Annotated in this window: 10 protein-coding genes; 7 read left to right on the top strand and 3 right to left on the bottom strand. The window is 66.7% G+C overall.

What is annotated here, in order from left to right:
- Positions 1 to 78: 78 nt before the first annotated feature.
- Positions 79 to 1,272: a tyrosine--tRNA ligase gene (gene tyrS / locus ACQREB_RS06025; protein ID WP_427766515.1), complete on the top strand. Its 1,194-nt coding sequence runs from the start codon at positions 79 to 81 to the stop codon at positions 1,270 to 1,272.
- A gap of 13 nt (positions 1,273 to 1,285) precedes the next feature.
- The gene (locus ACQREB_RS06020; protein WP_427766513.1) at positions 1,286 to 1,939 is read left to right on the top strand and encodes a CatA-like O-acetyltransferase; all 654 of its coding nucleotides are present in this window, start codon (positions 1,286 to 1,288) and stop codon (positions 1,937 to 1,939) included.
- Between the two features lie 32 nt (positions 1,940 to 1,971).
- Here the strand turns inward: ACQREB_RS06020 and ACQREB_RS06015 are convergent, their stop codons facing one another.
- Both ACQREB_RS06015 and ybaK read right to left on the bottom strand, forming a co-directional pair.
- Entirely contained in the window at positions 1,972 to 2,790 is an 819-nt protein-coding gene (locus tag ACQREB_RS06015) for an RluA family pseudouridine synthase (protein ID WP_427766510.1), read from the bottom strand.
- A gap of 26 nt (positions 2,791 to 2,816) precedes the next feature.
- The gene (gene ybaK, locus ACQREB_RS06010; RefSeq protein WP_427766508.1) at positions 2,817 to 3,290 is read right to left on the bottom strand and encodes a Cys-tRNA(Pro) deacylase; all 474 of its coding nucleotides are present in this window, start codon (positions 3,288 to 3,290) and stop codon (positions 2,817 to 2,819) included.
- A gap of 105 nt (positions 3,291 to 3,395) precedes the next feature.
- Here ybaK and ACQREB_RS06005 point away from each other — a divergent pair, with 105 nt between their 5' ends.
- Positions 3,396 to 5,168 (top strand): beta-N-acetylhexosaminidase, encoded by a 1,773-nt coding sequence (locus ACQREB_RS06005; RefSeq protein ID WP_427766505.1) that lies wholly within the window; start codon positions 3,396 to 3,398, stop codon positions 5,166 to 5,168.
- A 39-nt stretch (positions 5,169 to 5,207) separates the two neighbouring features.
- Positions 5,208 to 6,206, top strand: coding sequence for a 3'-5' exoribonuclease YhaM family protein (locus ACQREB_RS06000; RefSeq protein WP_427766502.1), 999 nt, complete (start codon positions 5,208 to 5,210; stop codon positions 6,204 to 6,206).
- Here the strand turns inward: ACQREB_RS06000 and ACQREB_RS05995 are convergent.
- On the bottom strand, positions 6,201 to 7,046 hold the full coding sequence (locus ACQREB_RS05995) for an RluA family pseudouridine synthase (RefSeq protein WP_427766499.1): 846 nt from the start codon (positions 7,044 to 7,046) through the stop codon (positions 6,201 to 6,203). The two genes, ACQREB_RS06000 and ACQREB_RS05995, sit on opposite strands and share 6 nt — an antisense overlap.
- A gap of 597 nt (positions 7,047 to 7,643) precedes the next feature.
- Here ACQREB_RS05995 and ACQREB_RS05990 point away from each other — a divergent pair.
- The 3 genes from ACQREB_RS05990 (at position 7,644) to ACQREB_RS05980 (ending at position 16,064) form a co-directional block, all read left to right on the top strand.
- Complete coding sequence (locus ACQREB_RS05990; RefSeq protein ID WP_427766497.1) at positions 7,644 to 8,408, top strand: PEP-CTERM sorting domain-containing protein; 765 nt, start codon at positions 7,644 to 7,646, stop codon at positions 8,406 to 8,408.
- Between the two features lie 161 nt (positions 8,409 to 8,569).
- Positions 8,570 to 9,508 (top strand): LOG family protein, encoded by a 939-nt coding sequence (locus ACQREB_RS05985; protein ID WP_427766495.1) that lies wholly within the window; start codon positions 8,570 to 8,572, stop codon positions 9,506 to 9,508.
- Positions 9,509 to 9,572: 64 nt separating this feature from the next.
- The gene (locus ACQREB_RS05980; protein ID WP_427766492.1) at positions 9,573 to 16,064 is read left to right on the top strand and encodes a hypothetical protein; all 6,492 of its coding nucleotides are present in this window, start codon (positions 9,573 to 9,575) and stop codon (positions 16,062 to 16,064) included.
- Positions 16,065 to 16,202: the final 138 nt, after the last annotated feature.

Genomic DNA, 16,202 nt, shown 5'->3' with positions numbered 1-16,202 from the left:
CGGCTCCAATCGTTAAGCTTAAAAATTTGCGTTCCCGCGGGAACGTTTTTTAGACTGAAAAAACTTTTTTTGATTCCGATGGAAGCCGCAAAACAGATCGAACTCCTGAAACAGCGCGCCGAGGTCTTTCTCGGCGAAGAACAGCTCGTCGAGCGCATCCGCGCGGGAAAGAAGCTCCGCGTGAAGCTCGGCGTCGACCCCACGCGCCCGGACCTCACGTTCGGGCACATGGTCGTGTTCAACAAGCTGCGGCAGTTTCAGGACCTCGGGCACCAGGCGGTGCTCGTCATCGGCGATTTCACGACGCGCATCGGCGACCCGTCCGGCCGCTCCGTCGCGCGCCCGATTCTGAGCGAGGCCGAAATCGAGGAAAACGCGAAGACCTATCTCGACCAGGCGTTCAAGATTCTCGATCCGGAAAAGACCGAAGTGCGCCGCAACAGCGAGTGGTTCGGCAGGATGTCGATGCTCGACGCGCTGCAGCTTTCCCGCCAGATGACGGTCGCGCGTATGCTCGAGCGCGACGATTTCGCGAAGCGCTACGCCGCGAAGACGCCCATCTCCATCGTCGAATTTCTCTACCCGCTGCTGCAGGGGCGCGATTCCGTCGAGCTCGAAAGCGACGTCGAAATCGGCGGCACGGACCAGCTTTTCAACAATCTCGTCGGCCGCCAGCTGCAGAAGGAGGCGGGAATGCCGGAGCAGGCGGTCATCACGATGCCGCTGCTCGTCGGGCTCGACGGCGAGCGCAAGATGTCCAAGAGCTACGGCAACTACATCGCGCTGAACGATTCCGCGAAGGACATGTTCGGCAAGGTGATGAGCGTGCCCGACGCGACGATGTGGGTCTATTACGAGCTGCTGCTCGAAAAGTCGCCCGCGGAAATCGCCGCGATGAAGAACGAGCACCCGATGGAGATGAAGAAGCGCCTCGCCGCCGCGCTCACCGCGAAATTTCACGGCGAGGAAGCCGGGCGCTACGAGCGCGAGCAGTTCGAGAACGTGTTTTCGAAAAAACAGGTGCGCGCCGACGTTCCCGAGTTCGCGTGGGACGCGCTCGTTCCCGCGGGCGCGGCGGACGCGAGCGTCGTCGATCTGCTCGCCGCGACGAAGATTTTCCCGAGCAAAAAGGAAATCCGCCGCCTCGTCGAAGGCGGCGCCGTGAAGGTGAACGACGCGAAGCTCGCGGACGTGAACGCGCGCCTCACGCGCGAAGCCGCCGCGGGGACGGTCATTCAGGCCGGCAAGCGCAACTTCGTGAAGATCGTCTGAGGAGGGCGCGGGCGTGACGGACGGCACGGACACGCGCTTCCGCGCGATTCCGATCGGAACGTGGGAGCGCCGCGAGCTCTTCCGCTTTTACGCGGGCTTCGCGAATCCGAACTACAACGTCTCCGTCGCGCTCGACGCGCGGGAGATCTTCCGCTTCGCGAAGGAGCGCGGCGAATCGTTCTTCCTGCTCGCGTGCTTCGCGGTCGCGAAGGCGCTGAACGCCGTTCCCGCGATGCGCCTGCGCTTTCTCGACGACGAGCGCGTCGCGGAATACGCGGTCGTGCACCCGTCGTGCCCGCTCGCGCGCGAGGGCTCGGAGCTCTTCGTGCAGGCGCTGCTGCCGTACCGGCCGACGTTCGCCGAGTTCCGCGCCTCCGCCGCGCCGATCGTCGAATCCGTGCGCCGCGGGAACGCTCCCGCCGAAACGGGCGACGGCCTGCCGAACATTTTCTGCGCCTCGTGCGTGCCGTGGTTTTCGGCGACGGGAACGAGCGCGGCGGACTTCGCCTTCAATCAGGCGGAGCAGATTCTGACCTGGTTCAAGATGACGCCCGCGGGCGAAATCACGCTCTCGGGCCGCTTTAATCACTGCTTCACGGACGGCGTCCACCTCGGCGCCTTCTTCAACGGCGTCGCCGCGAACTTCGCCCGCCCGGAAACCCTCTGAAGACGCGCGTTCCCGCGTGAGCGCGCGCGGCGTCAGGCGCCGCGGAGCAGGCGGGCGAGGGCGTCGTCGAAGAGCGGCGGGAGCGGGGAGGACGCGCGGAAGCGCAGCATCCCGCCGCGCAGCGGGAGCGCGATTTCCGTCTCCGCGGCGTGCAGGAAAAGCCGTCCGCGCGCGTCCGCGAGCCGGTCGGCGTCGCGTTTGTCCGCCGCGGCGTCGCCGTAGGCGCGGTCGCCGACGATGGGCATGCCGCGCGCCGCGCACTGCACGCGCAGCTGGTGCGTGCGTCCCGTCTCGGGCGAAAGCTTCACGAGCGCGAACGCCGCGTTCCCGCGGATTTTTTCGACGGCGGTCGCGGCGAACTGCGAGCCGCGGATTTTCCCGTGAGGCGCGACGCGCACGCGCAGCTCGCCGCCGCGGCTTTCGCGAAGCAGAAAATTCTCCCAGCGCGCGGCGGCGGGAGCGTTCCCGCGCACGAGCGCGAAATAGGTCTTGCGGACGCCCGTTCCCGCGAACGCGGCGCGCGCGAGGCGGGCGACGGCCTCGTCCCAGGCGCAGAGCACGACGCCGCTCGTCGGCGAATCCAGGCGGTTGAGCACGAAGATTTTCCGCGCGGCGCCCGCGGCGTCGCGCACGCAGTAGCATTCCTGCTTCAGACTGTAGTCGGCGACGAGCATTGCGCGCTTCGCGGCGGCGACGCCGGGCGCGTTCGGGTGCGTCATCGTTCCCGCGGGCTTTTCGAGCGCGAAGATCCCGCGCGGGTCGGCGGCGAGCACGCGCACGCCCGCGTTCAGCGGGAGCGCGTCGAGGAGCGGCGTTCCCGCGGCGGATTTCGGTTCTTTGTCTTCGTTCATGGCGCGCTTCTCGGGCTTTCCTTTTTTCATTCTGTCAGGTCGGCGAATCTGCCGCCGACGTAGGCGCGGAGCGTCTCCGGCGCGAGCTCGACCTGAAAGCCGCGCCGCCCGGCGCTGACGACGAGCGTGTCGAAAAGCGTCGCCGTCTCGTCGAAGACCGTCGGGAACGCCTTCTTCATGCCCACGGGCGAGCAGCCGCCGTGGACGTAGCCGGTGAGCGGGAGCAGGTCGCGCTGCTTCAGCATCTCGACGCTTTTTTCGCCGACCGCCTTCGCCGCCTTCTTCAGGTGCAGCGTCGCGTTCACGGGAACGGCGAACACGTAGTGCGCGCCGGACGCGCCCGTGGTGACGAGCGTCTTGAACACGTGAAACGGATCCTGCCCGAGCGCGGCGGCGACGGCGTTCCCGTCCGTCAGCTCGGGATCGTATTCGTGGACGGCGAACGGGATCTTCGCGGCGTCGAGCAGGCGCATCACATTGGTTCTTTCCGATTTCGGCATGGTCGCGTGAAGTTTTTCGCGAAATCGAACGCCGTCGGCGGTGCGGAAGCAAGATTTTTGAAGAATTTTCTCGCGAATCCGTGCCTGCGGGCTAAGGTTGAGGGCATGAAAAAGCTTTTACTCGTTGTCCTCCTCGCCGTGTTTTCGGCGACGGCGTTCCCGCTGAGCGCGGCGCCGAAAGCCGCCAAGAACTCCGAAAACACGATCGTGCCGCAGCCGGTCTCCTACAAGGCGGCGAGCGGCAAGTTCGTCTTCCGCCCGTCCACGACGATCGCCGCGCAGTCGCCGGAGGCGCTGCCCGTCGCCAAGTATTTCGCGAAGGAGATCGAGCGCGCGACCGGCATGAAGCTCGAAGTCGGCAAGTCCGGGCAGGTGAGGCTGCGCATCGATCCCGCGGCGAAGACCGGCGACGAAGGCTACAAGCTCGACGTCTCGAGCGCGGGGATTTCCGTCGTCGCGAAGACGCCCGCCGGGCTCTTTTACGGGCTGCAGACCGTGCGCCAGATGATGCCGCCGGAGATTTATTCCCGCAAGCCCGTGAAGGAGAAGATCGAGTGGAGCCTTCCCGCCGCCAAGATCACGGACTCGCCGCGCTTCGCGTGGCGCGGCGCGCATCTCGACGTCGCCCGCCACTTCTACACGAAGGAGGAAGTGAAGAAATTCATCGACACGCTCTCGTGGCACAAGATCAACCGCTTCCACTGGCACCTGACGGAAGACCAGGGCTGGCGACTCGAAATCAAGAAATACCCGAAGCTGACGGAAATCGGCGCCTGGCGCGACAACATGCTCATCGGCGAGACGCCCAAGGAAGAGCCGCGCGGACAGTATCCGCTCGAAAAGAACGATTCCGCCTGCTGGAACTCCAAGGGCGAATACGGCGGATTCTACACGCAGAAGGACGTGAAGGAGATCGTCGCCTACGCGGCGGAGCGCTTCATCACGATCGTTCCCGAGATCGAGATTCCCGGCCACGCGCGCGCGGCGATGTATTCTTATCCCGAATACACCTGCACGGGTAACCGCCCGGGGAAGATGCCGCTCGTCGGCGGCGTGTACGGCCAGGTTTACTGCCCCGGCAAGGAAAAGACCTTCAAGTTCCTCGAAGACGTCTTCACCGAAGTGCTCGCGCTGTTCCCGGGAAAATACATTCACCTCGGAGCGGACGAATGCCCGAAGGGCGATTGGAAGAACTGCCCCGCCTGCCAGAAGCGCATCAAGGAAGAGAAGCTTGAGCCGGAGGAGGTCGTCGTCGCCGGAAAGACGCACAAGCGCTCGGCGGAGGACAAACTGCAGTCCTACACGATCGCGCGCATGCAGAAGTTCCTCGAATCGAAGGGACGCAAGATCATCGCCTGGGACGAAATCACCGAAGGCGGCATTCCGAAGGGCTGCACCGTCATGCACTGGCGCGAATACACCGACCCGAAGATCGCGCCGAACTGCGGCGAAGACCTCATCGTCTGCACGCGCCCGAAATGCTACTACAACTGGGGCTACGACAAGGCGGACCGCAAATTCCTTTTCTCGCAGGGCGGCATCATGCCGATGAAGCAGGCTTTCGACTTCGAGCCGATTCCCGGCGGGCTCGACCCGAAGCTCGAAAAACACGTGCTCGGCGCGCAGGCCTGCTTCTGGGGCGAGAAGGCGCAGAACGCGCAGATCGTCGAATTTCACTTCTTCCCGCGCATGTGCGCGATGAGCGAATCCGTCTGGTGCCGCAAGGGCACGCGCGATTTCGAAAGCTTCATGCGCCGCGTCGAAGCCCAGCAGAAACGCTACGCCGCCGCCGGAGTCAACGCGCGCCCGACCGTCATCCCCGACGGCTACAAGCCCTACAAGAAATACGACGCGCCCAAGACCAAGGGCAAACGCTGAACCGCCCGCGAGCCGACCGACCCGCATTTCCCGAAGCTCATGAACGCTCCCGCCCTTTCCGCCGCCGCGCTGAAGTCTCTTCCCGCGAACAGCCCCTTTTCCGGAATCTTTCTGCTGAAGAAATGCGCCATCCGCACCGCGAAGACGGGAACGCCGTTCTACTCGCTGGAACTCGGCGACAGGACGGGAACGTTCTCCGCGCTCGTCTTCTCCGACAACCTCGCCGGCGTCGCGCTGCGGGACGTTCCCGAGGGCGCCGTCGTGCGCGTCGGCGGGATCGCCGAAAGCTACCAGGGGCGCTTTTCGCCGAAGCTCGACGCCGTCGAGGCGCTCTCCGAAGAGGAAGTCGAGGCCTCCGGCGCGCTCGGCGATCTCGTCGAAAGCTCTCCGGAAGATTTCGACGCGCTTCAGGCGGAGCTGGACGAACACGTCGCGGCGATTCCGGACGAGTCGCTGCGCGCCGTCGCGGCGTCCGTCTTCGCCGAAATCCGCGAGACGTTCCTGAATTCGTCCGCGGCGATTTCGATGCACCACGCGTACCGCCACGGGCTGCTGGAACACTCGTGCCACGTCGCCCGCGTCGCGCGCGCGCTGCTGCCGCTTTATCCCCAGGTCGATCCCTCGCTCGCGATCGCGGGAGCGCTGCTCCACGACGTCGGGAAAACCGTCGAATACACGCAGGGGCTCGCGACGCGCAAGACGCGCGCCGGCATGCTGCAGGGGCACGTCGTGCTCGGCTACCGCATCGTGCGCAAGCACGGCATCAAAAACCGCCTCGCGCCGGAAATCCTGGAGCGGCTGGAACACGTCGTGCTCAGCCACCAGGGCGAGCTCGAATGGGGCGCCGCGGCGCTCGCGGCGACGCCGGAGGCGGTCTTCGTCTCGCTGGCGGACAATTTCGACGCGAAGCTCGGCATGGTGCAGGCCGCGCTCCGCAACGCCGTTCCCGGCGGACCCGAATTTTCGGAATACCTTCCCGGGCTGAAGTCCTCGCTGCTGCTCACGCCGCCGTTCCCGGAAGCCGAGGCGGAGTCATAATTTCATCACCGAGTTTTCGAGCGTCAGCAGCTCCGCGGGAACGCCGACTTTTTCGAGGCAGAAATCCCGCATGTCCGGCGGGAGCGGCGCCGTGAACGTCCGCGAAAATTCCGGGCTTCTGAAGACGAGCCGCGCCGCGTGGAGCGCCTGGCGCGGCAGTTCGAGTTCCCGCCGGAGGCGCGGCGTCATGCCGTTTTCGCAGAACTCGAGATACAGCCGCTCGTCGCGCCCGTAGAGCTTGTCGCCGACGACGCAGTGCCCGATGTGCTGCGCATGCGCGCGGATCTGGTGCTTGCGCCCCGTGTACAGCTCGACGCGCGCGAACGTGTAGCCGTTCCCGCGGAAAATCGGCTCGAAGAATGTGACGGCGGTCTGCGCGTCCGGACCTTCGCCGACGCACTGCTTCACGAGCACGGGACTCGCCGTGTCGGGGCGCAGCGGCGCGTCCGCGAGCGTCGGCTCCGCGAGCTCGCCTTCGAGAATCGCGAGATACGTCTTCGAGACCTGGCGACGCTCCACCGCCTTCTGCGCCTTGCTCGCCGCCTCGCGGTTGAGCGCGACGAGGATGACGCCGCTCGTCTCGCGGTCCAGGCGCGAAACGAGGTGCATCGTCGCCCCGCCGCGCCATTCGCGCACCGCGCCGACGAGGCTCGACCACGGCCCGTTCTTCGACGGATGGCAGACGACCCAGCCCGGCTTGTTGAACGCGAGAAAATCCGCGTCCTCCTCGACGATCCACGTCGGCAGTTCCGCGGGGTCGATCAGCGGCGCGTTGAGCGCCTGCGCGCCCGGCGGCGGGAACGCGCAGCAGTCCGGATTTCTCTTCGCCTGAAAAGCCATGCGCGCCAATGAACACGAAATCCCCCGCCGTGGCGAGCCTCGACGCGCGTCCGCCGCGGGAACGCGCGGGCGCGGAAAATCTCCCGCGGAACTCGCGGATTGGCGCGGAAAACGCCCCGGCGGGGCGAAACAAAAGTAACCCCATGCGCGCCGCGAAGCGCGCTTGGGGAACGCCTCGCGCGGGCAGAAAGTTTTTTGCCGCAGATGTCACGGATGAACACAGATGAAAGCCCCGACGGGGCGGAATTGCCCAGCGTAGGGTGCCAACCCTACGGAAACGGCAACGAAAACGATGCGCGCTGTAAGTGTGCGATTGCGGGAACGCGCGGGCGCGGAAAATCTCCCGCGGAACCCGCGGATTGACGCGGATTTTTTATCCACGAATTGCTCGAATTTCACGAATTCGGCGGGGCGCGGGAACGCCGCGCGGGGAAAATGCGGAGGCGGGAAATCGGGCGTCGCGGGAACGAAGGCAGGAATGCCTTCGCCCCCAAATTCGAAATGATGATAACGAGGTCAAAGAAAAAATGTTTTTCGGGCGAAAATTCGCTTCTTGACGATTTACATACGGGGGGGGCATTACTGTTTTTCCCACTTATGAAAAACATCATCGCAATTACCTCTCTCCTCGCCGCGGGAACCGCTCTCGCGAATGCGGCAGCGGATCTCTCGAACGCCGCTTGCACGAGCGCTCTCGCCCAAGCCCTCATCGACACGAATTATCACGTCGGAGACGCTTTCGAGCTAAATATCAAAATCGGAACCCACAATTTTGTCGCCGACCAGTCTGGGTCAGTGTTGGCGCTTGCCGGAACTGCAACTGCAGGTGTTCGCGTTGAGGGACAGCAGGGTTCTCAGAACGACACGCTTTCGTCGAATTATTGGGGTGTTTTTACGCAGGCCGGCAACTATGTCGCAATCGACAGCGGTGCGGCTAGTGATCGTACGTGGACAAGTCCGACTTCCAGATCGGGGTCGACGTTTACTTGGGAGACTTCGAACGGTGCGCTTTTGGACAGTTGGGTTTCTTATAATTCGTTAGGGGATCGAGCAACGCCCGGCATTCAGAATCTCGGTATCAACGTGACGTACTCCGGAACGGTTGGCGACGTCGCCGGTAATGTGGTCATCACGCTTCTGATGCCGAACAATACGACTTCCATCATCAAAGCGGGCGGAGTCGCCTTGGACGCGAACGATATCGCGTTGGGGGCTCATATTACGGCGCTTGCGGAGCTTGGTACCTTCACGGCGAACGGCGTGACGTCGCTCATTCCCGAGCCGTCGGCGTTCGGGTTGCTGGCGGGCCTGGGCGCGTTGGCGTTGGCGGGAACGCGTCGCCGCCGCGCGAAGAAGGCGTGAGCTGACTTTTTCTCAGTGTGTTAAATAAGTAGGCGTTCCCGCGGAGCGATCCGCGGGAACGTTCTTTTTTGCCCGCGGAACGCGCGTCGCCGCCGCGTCCGCGTTCGTTTTCGCGGCGCTTTGCGTTTGATAATTTCGCGGGAACGGCTAAGCTTCGAGGCATGGAAAACCCCACGTCGAAAATTCCTCAATTCAAGCACACTCGCGCCTACGAAAATCTCGACTTCCTCAACAGCCCCGTGGCGCGCACGATCCGCGTTCAGTGCGAAATGCTCGAGCCGTATTACCGGCTTTATCCCTACGGCGTGCGCAAGACCGTCGTGATGTTCGGCTCGGCGCGGACGCTCCCGCTCGTCGACGCCGAGGAAAACCTCGCGCGGGAACGCCGCAAGGTGCTCGAATCGCCGCTGCCGGAGGCGGAAAAGGTCGCCCGTCTCGCCGCCGCCGAGCGCGCGCTGAAGAACGCGCGCTACTACGAGGACGCGCGCCGTCTCGCGCACGACCTCACGCTCTGGTCGAAAAAAATGTTTCCGAATCCGGAGGACGAGTTCTACATCTGTTCCGGCGGCGGTCCGGGCATCATGGAGGCGGCGAACCGCGGCGCCTACGAGGCGGGCGGCAAGTCGCTCGGGCTCGGCATTCATCTGCCGTTCGAGCAGAAGCCGAATCCGTACATTTCGCCGGAGTTCGATTTCGAGTTCCGCTATTTCTTCATCCGCAAGTACTGGTTCCTTTATCTCGCCCGCGCGCTCGTCGCGTTCCCGGGCGGCTTCGGCACGATGGACGAGCTCTTCGAGATGCTCACGCTCGTGCAGACGCGCAAGGCGGGCAAAAAAATCCCCATCGTGCTTTACGGCGAGGAGTTCTGGCGCTCCGTCATCAACTTCGAAAAATTCGCCGAGCTCGGCTACATCTCGCCGGAAGATCTGCACATCTTCCATTTCTGCGACAAGGTCGAGGACGCGCGCGAGCTCATCATCCGCGAAATGACGTCGGAGGATTCCCAGATCGCGCGCGACGTCGCCGAGCGCAGCGAAGACGGGCTCCACCCGCACGAGCTCGACAAGCGCTGTTCCCGCGGCTTCGTGAAAAATCCCTGACGCGCGCGCGTTCCCGCGCCGCTTCCTTCGTTCCCGCCTTCCGAAAATTTCCACGCCACGATTCATGAAAAATTTTCTCCGTCCGCTCCTGTTCGTCTTCTGCGCGCTTTCGGCGACGCTCTTCGCCGAAGAATCCGCGCCCGCCGCGGCGGCGCCCGTTCCCGCCGCTCCCGCGGAGGCTCCGGCGGCGGAAAAGCTCTTCTATTCGGCGACGCTGAACGAGTCCGTCTTCATCAACGACAAGGAGGCGCTCTACAACGCGCGCGCGACGATGCGCGTGCTGCAGGGGCGGCTCGACGCGGTCGTCTTCGAGGCGGTCGGGCAGGGCGAAATCGTCAGCGTGAACGGCGACCAGGTGCGCGACTGGAGCGTGCGGCACGCGGGCTCGCGGACGTTTCTCGAGATCCGCCCGAAAAAGGCGCCCGGCGCCGGCGAAAGCTTCACGGCGACCGTCGTCGCGCGCAGGGCGCTCGAACTGCCCGCGACGATCATGCCGATGATCTTCACGGGAACGGACGCGACCGCGTTCGACGGCATGGTGCGCATCGTCTCGACGCCGGAACTCCGCCTCTACGGCAAGCAGTCGCGCGGGCTGATCCCGCTCGGCATTTCGACGGACAAGAACGAGCTCGCCTTCGGCATCAGCGGCTCGCCGTCGCTGCGCCTCGACATCGCGCGCGGGAGCGAGCTCCTCGCGCCCGTCTCGCTCGAATCGTTTTCGCTGGTGGGCGTCGCCGACGGCGGCACCGTGCATTTCCGCATGCGCGCGACGGCGAACGTGCGCGAGCTCGGCGCGGAAATCGCCGTGCTCTCCGGCGACGCGGCGCTGAGCAATTTCGCCGAGTCGTCCGCGTTTTCCGTCCGCGCTGAAATCGACGCCGAAAAGAAAAAGCCGACGTATTTTCTGAAGTTCCCGCAGCGCGGGAACTTCGACGTGGATCTGGAGTTCGACGCGCGTGTCGCGTTCGCGGACGGCTGGAAGCGCCTCGACTTCGCCGTTCCCGCCGTGCGCGTCGCGCCGTTCCGTCTCGAAGGGCTCGCGGGCGAAATCCTCTTCGCGCCGTCGAGCGTTTCCGTGCCGCAGCCGGACGAAGGCGGCTACGCGGGCTACCTTCCCGCGAACGGCGTCTTCGACCTGCGCTGGCAGGAAGTCTCGGGAACGCCGCCGGAATTTTCCGCGTGCGTCTTTTCCGCCGACGCCGTGGGCGAGCAGCGCGTCTCGACCGGCGTACTCGCGCTGCGCCAGGAAATCGCGCTGATGATCTCGCAGGGCGCGCTCTCCAATCTCGTCTTCGATCTTTTCGGCGAGGGCGAGATTCTCGACGTCTCCGGCGCGGACGTGCTTTCCTGGAGCGTCGAAAAGGCGGCCCCGCCCGCCGCCGTTCCCGCGGACGCCGCCGCCGCGCCCGCGCCTTCGGGGCGGCTCAACGTCGTGCTCAGCCGGCGCAAGAGCGGCGCCTATGCGCTCCGCGTGAGCGCGCGCAGCCGCTTCGCCTCGCTGCCCGCGACGGTCGAGCCGCTGCGCATCGTTCCCGTCGCCGCCCAGCCCGACGCCGCCGTCTGCGTGCGCTTCAACGAGCTCGTCCGCATCGTGAACGACGGCGCCGTGCGCTGCGAAATCCTCCCGCGCAACGGGCAGACGCAGGTCGCCGAGTCCGCGTTCCCGCGGAACGACGAGCTTTTCGAAGACACCGGCGCCGCGCAGGTGCAGGCCGTGTACCGCATTTCCAACGGCGGGAGCGGGCTCACGCTCGCCGTGGACGAAATCCGCCCCGACGTCTCGATTCTGCAGACGACGCGCTGCCACTTCGATTCCGAGCGCATCGTGCAGCTGACGCGCCAGCGCCTCAAAATCCGCGCCGCGCCGGTCTATGAATGGACGGTGCTCGTGCCCGACGACTGCACCGTCGAATCCGTCTCCGCCGAGCTGCTCGCCGGCTACGAGCTTGCGGAAACGGCGCGCGACGGCCGGCGCGAACTCCGCCTCGTCTTCACCGAGCCGCTTTCGGGCGAGCACGAGATCCGCATCTTCACAGGCAAAAGCGCCTCCGTCGAGGGCGCGGAGACGTGCGCGCTGCGCAGTCTGCGTTCGCCGCAGGCGCGCTTCGTCCGCGGATTCGTCGGCTTCGCGGCGGCGAAGAATCTCCGCCCCGTTCCCGTCGCGCTCGACGGGCTTTCCGAAGTGCCTTCCGAATTTTACCCGCAGACTTCGGGCACGCTCCCGCAGCAGGTGTTCCGCATGCGCGGCGCGGACTGGAGCGCGGACGTGCGCGTCGAAAAGACGCTGCCCGCGCTGCACGGGAGCGTCTCGACCGTCTATGAGATCGCCGCCGACCGCGTGCGCGGGAACGCCGTCGTCCGCGCGGAAAACGCCGTCGAGCCGATCGAAAACGTCTCCGTCGCGCTGCCGAAGAACGCGAAGTTTCTCGGCGTCGAGAACGCGTCGGACTTCTTCGCGCCCGTCGCGGGCGAGGACGGCGTCGTCGCGCTCCAGCTGCGCGCGCCGCGGCGCGACGCGTTTTCCTTCCGCGTGAATTTCGAATTTCCGGAGACGCCGGCGGACGGTTTCGCCTCGGCGGACTTTTCCGGCGCGCGCCTCGCGGACGTCTCCGGCGAGCAGGGCGAAATCTTCATCACGAGCGACCGCGCGGTCGCGCTGCTTCCGCCGGAAAACGAGGCGGAAAATCCCGCCGTCGCGGAAGTCGCGCGCGAGTGCGTTCCCGCCGAATCCTTCGCCGGACGCGGCGGAAAGATTCTGCTCGGCGCGTTCCAGTACGTGCGGCGCCCGTTCGCGCTTGATTTCGGATTCCGGACGCTGCCGCGGCGCGAGTTCCCGCGCTGCGTCGTCACGCGCGCGACGGGGCGGCTGGTTCCCGGCGTCGCGGGCGCGCCCGCGGAGTTCGTCTGCCGCTACGAATATCTGAACGACGGCGCGGCTTCGCTGGCGCTCGACCTGCCGCCGGAGACCGCCGTCGGCTCGGCGCTCCCCGAGGGCGCCGCCGTCTCCGGGACGCGCGTGACGGTGCCGCTGAAGCCCGGGCGCGGCGAGTTCGCGCTCGCGCTCCGCGGCGAGGCGTTCGCCCCCGGCCCCGGAACGATCAGGCTCGCGCTGCCGCGCGCGGACGTTCCCGTGCTTTCCTCGCGGCTCGAAGGCGCGGGCGAATTTCCCGGGCGTGCCTTCCGCAACGGACGCACGCCGCCCGCGTCGTGGGGCTCGCTCGCGTGCTCCGTCGCGAAAAACCTTTCGGACGCGGCGCCGCTTCTGCCCGCGCTCTGCGTCTTCGCGGGAACGCTCGCGATTCTGCTGGCGACGCGCGCGCGGCGCTTCTGGCGCGTGCTCGTCGGCGGCGCGTGCGCGGCGTCGCTCTTCGTTGCGCTCTTCGCGGGAACGGCGGCGCTGCGGCTCGGCTCGAGCCCGAGCTACGATTTTTCCGTCGCCGTCTTCGGCGCGGGCGAGACCGTCTCCGCGCGCTTCGTGCCGTGGACGACGCTCGGCGGCGCTCTCTTCGGGGCGGCTCCGGCGACGCTTTTCGCCGTCATGGCGGCGGGCTGCGTCCTGCTTTCCGTCGGCGCGGTCTGGCGGCGCAGCGTGATTCTGCGCCTCGCGGGGCGCGTCGGCTTCTACGGCGCGTTCGTGCTCGGCACGTCGGACGCCGCGCACCGCGTTCCCGCGCTCGTCGCCGCGGTTCTCGCGTCGGAAATTCTGCTCGCGCTCGTCTCCTTCCTCTTCGCGCTGAAGAAGCGCTTCGGCGGCAAGGAGGAGCCGCCGCGGGCGGGCGCGCCCTCCGCCTCCGCCGCGGCGCCGCTGCTCGCGGCGGGAACGCTCGCGCTCGCGTGCCTCGCGGGAACGGCGGAGCTCCGCGCCGCGCCCTTCGGCACGGACTTCGCGGAAGAGGAGCTCGACGTCGAGCTCGCGCGCCCGCAGAATATCGCCGAGCGCATCGCGCAGGACGTCCGCATTCTTTCCGACCGCGTCGTCGCCTCGGGCGAAATCCGCGTGAAGGGGCGCGCGGGCGAGCGCTTCGACCTGCTCGCGTCGCCGGCGGTGCTGACGCGCTTCGCCAAGGCGGACGAAGCGGCGCCGATGCGCCTCGAACGCCGCCGCGGGAAAAACGGCATCGTCTATCAGATCGTCCTCGACCGCGCGGGAACGTTTTCCGCGCATTTCGGCTACGAGCTCGCGCTGAACCGCGACGCGCGCGGCATGGCGCTGCCCACGGGCAACGCGGCGGCGGACGTTGTCGACGTCTCCGTCGACCGGCTCGACAGCCGGCTCTCCGCCGAGGGCGAAGTCACGCTCTCGCCGCTGCCCGCCGAGGGCGCGACGCAGCGCGGGACGATCGTCTTCAAGCCGATCGAGACGCGCCGCATTCTCTGGAACCCGCGGGAACGCGACCGCGCGGGCGAGCCCCTCGCGCTCTACGCCGAAAGCGCCGACCTCTACGTTCCCGCCGCGGGCACGATTGAGGGCTTTCACGAAATCACGCTGACGCCGGCGCAGGGCGAATTCTCCAGGACGGAAATCCGCATTCCTGAGGGCTTTTCGGTCTCGCGCGCGGACGGCGCCGCGATCCGCCGCTGGAATTTCGGGCGCGACAACGTGCTCACCGTCCTGCTCGATTCGAAAAGGTCCGAACCGGTTTCTCTGACCGTGCGCACGCAGGCGCCGCTCGACGTCGGCAGGCCGCAGCGCTTCGCCGCGCTCGAGATTCTGAACTGCGCCGAGAGCGTCCGCACCGTCGGCGTCGCCACGGGCGACGACCTGCAGGTGGACGAATGCGCCGCGCCCGGGCTCGTCGTCGTGGACGAAAAGGAATTCCCCGCCTCCCTGCGGGAACGCGCCGCGGAAGCCGCGCCCGGCGCGCAGCTGCGCCGCGCGTTCCGCTCCGTCTCCGGCGAGGCGGCGTTCCGCGTCGATCTTTCCGAAGTGAAGCCGAACCTGCGCATCACGACGAAGGACGTGCTCGTGCTCAATCACGACAAGGTGACGTTCACGGCGGACGTCACGGCGGAAGTCTCCCGCGCGGACGTCTTCAGCCTTTCGTTCCCGCTGCCGGAGGGGCTCGAGCTCGAGTCCGTCTCCGGCGACGCGCTCGCCTACTGGTCCGAGTCGCAGGAAAGCGCGGACGAGCGCAAGGTCACGCTCTTCATGAAGCACTCGCTTTCCGGCGAGGAGAATTTCCGCGTCGTGCTTTCGGGCGCGTTTCCGGCGGGCGCGCCGACGTGGACGGCGCCGCAGCTCGTCTTCAACGGCGCGCGGCGCCAGCAGGGCGATCTCCGCGTGTTCACGGAAGAAGGGCTGAAGCTCCAGGTGCGTTCCCGCGAGCGCGTCGTCGAGATTCCGCCCGCCGAGATCGAGGACGACGTTCCCGAGGACGTCTCGGGAACGGACGCGGTCGCGCCGCTCGGCGTGCCGAATTTCGCCTTCCGCCACGGGGGCTCCAAGTGGAGCGTCACCTTCGCCGTCGGCTCGGCGTCGTCGCGGACGACGGCGCGCTGGACGCAGAAGATTGAGCCGCTGGAATTTTCCCGCTACGCGCGCGCGGAGACGCGTTTCGAATGCGACGTCGAGAGCGCGCCGCGCCAGGCGCTCCGCGTGCGCCTGCCGAAGAACGCCCTCGCGCCGCGCTTCTTCGGCGAAGCTGTCGCCGCCGCCTCTCCCGCGAACGCGGGCGCGGACGACGCCGCGGGCGACGTCTGGGAAATCCGTTTCTCCAAGCCCATGCGCGGCGACGTCGTCTTCGGCGTCGTCTATTTCCGCGAACTCGCGCGCGCGATGACGTTCGAGCCCGTGAGCGTGCTCGACGTCGCCGAAGAACGCGGCGAAATCGAGCTCGTGCCCGGCGGCGTCTTCCGCGTCGCGGAGGACGCGCCGCTCGCGCGCGGGACGGAATTCGCCGGGCCCGTCGCCGTCGAGCTCGAGGAATCCGTGCTCGCCGACTGGCGCCGCCTGCGCTCCGGCGTCAGCGACGGCTCCTTCGTCTGCCCGCGGCTGAGCCGCTTCACCTGCGTTTCCGCGGACGGCTGGGCGAATTTCGACGTGTGGGAAATCGAGGCGCGGCGCACGGATCTGCTGCGCATCGTCTCCGCGGGAACGGAAATTCTCGGCGCGCGTCTCGACGGCGCTCCCGCGGCGTTTTTCGAAAGCGACGGCGATTTTTATCTGACGATCCCGCGCACGGAAGAGGGCGCGAAGCTGCGCCTCGAAATCCTCAGCCGCGGCCGCTTCGCCGAGGGCGCGACGCGCGTCGCCTCCGCGCCGCGGACGAGCGCCCGCCCGAAACGCGTCCGCTGGGCGTTCGCGCCGAACGTCGCGGGAGCGAATCTCGGCGTGACGGAAATCTTCGGCCTGCCCGCGGACAAGGTCGTCGCCGCCGCCTTGCCTGAAAAGATGCCGCTTTGCTTCGAGGCGTTCCCGGCGACCGCGGCGTTCGAGACGGACCGCGTCCCCTGTTCCGACGAGGGCGCGACGCTCGTCTTCGAGACGCCCGTTCCCGAGCCTCCCGCCGCGCTCTCCGACCGCGCCTTCCGCGCCCTCTTCGGCGACGCCCGTTGAAATTTCTGAGAAATTTCACGAATTTGGAGCGCGGCGTTCCGCTTGTCCGGCGCTTGGGCGCGAAGACGTCCGCGTCTTCGTCACGGGGCTCGGGAACGCGCGGGCGCGGAAATGCGTCCTCGGGAAATCGCCTGTCGC

This window comes from Candidatus Spyradosoma sp. SGI.093 (assembly GCF_050314555.1).
Classification (GTDB): domain Bacteria; phylum Verrucomicrobiota; class Verrucomicrobiia; order Opitutales; family UBA953; genus Spyradosoma.
Note: the sequence above shows the minus strand (reverse complement) of the source record. Positions and strands in the feature narration are given on the sequence as shown.

Coding starts and splice junctions, on each gene's coding strand:
- ACQREB_RS06015 (WP_427766510.1), bottom strand. CDS start 2,790: ATGAACGAAGACAAAGAACCGAAATCCGCCGCGGGAACGCCGCTCCTC.
- ACQREB_RS06000 (WP_427766502.1), top strand. CDS start 5,208: ATGAACGCTCCCGCCCTTTCCGCCGCCGCGCTGAAGTCTCTTCCCGCG.
- ACQREB_RS05995 (WP_427766499.1), bottom strand. CDS start 7,046: ATGGCTTTTCAGGCGAAGAGAAATCCGGACTGCTGCGCGTTCCCGCCG.
- ACQREB_RS05985 (WP_427766495.1), top strand. CDS start 8,570: ATGGAAAACCCCACGTCGAAAATTCCTCAATTCAAGCACACTCGCGCC.
- ybaK (WP_427766508.1), bottom strand. CDS start 3,290: ATGCCGAAATCGGAAAGAACCAATGTGATGCGCCTGCTCGACGCCGCG.
- ACQREB_RS06005 (WP_427766505.1), top strand. CDS start 3,396: ATGAAAAAGCTTTTACTCGTTGTCCTCCTCGCCGTGTTTTCGGCGACG.
- ACQREB_RS05980 (WP_427766492.1), top strand. CDS start 9,573: ATGAAAAATTTTCTCCGTCCGCTCCTGTTCGTCTTCTGCGCGCTTTCG.
- tyrS (WP_427766515.1), top strand. CDS start 79: ATGGAAGCCGCAAAACAGATCGAACTCCTGAAACAGCGCGCCGAGGTC.
- ACQREB_RS05990 (WP_427766497.1), top strand. CDS start 7,644: ATGAAAAACATCATCGCAATTACCTCTCTCCTCGCCGCGGGAACCGCT.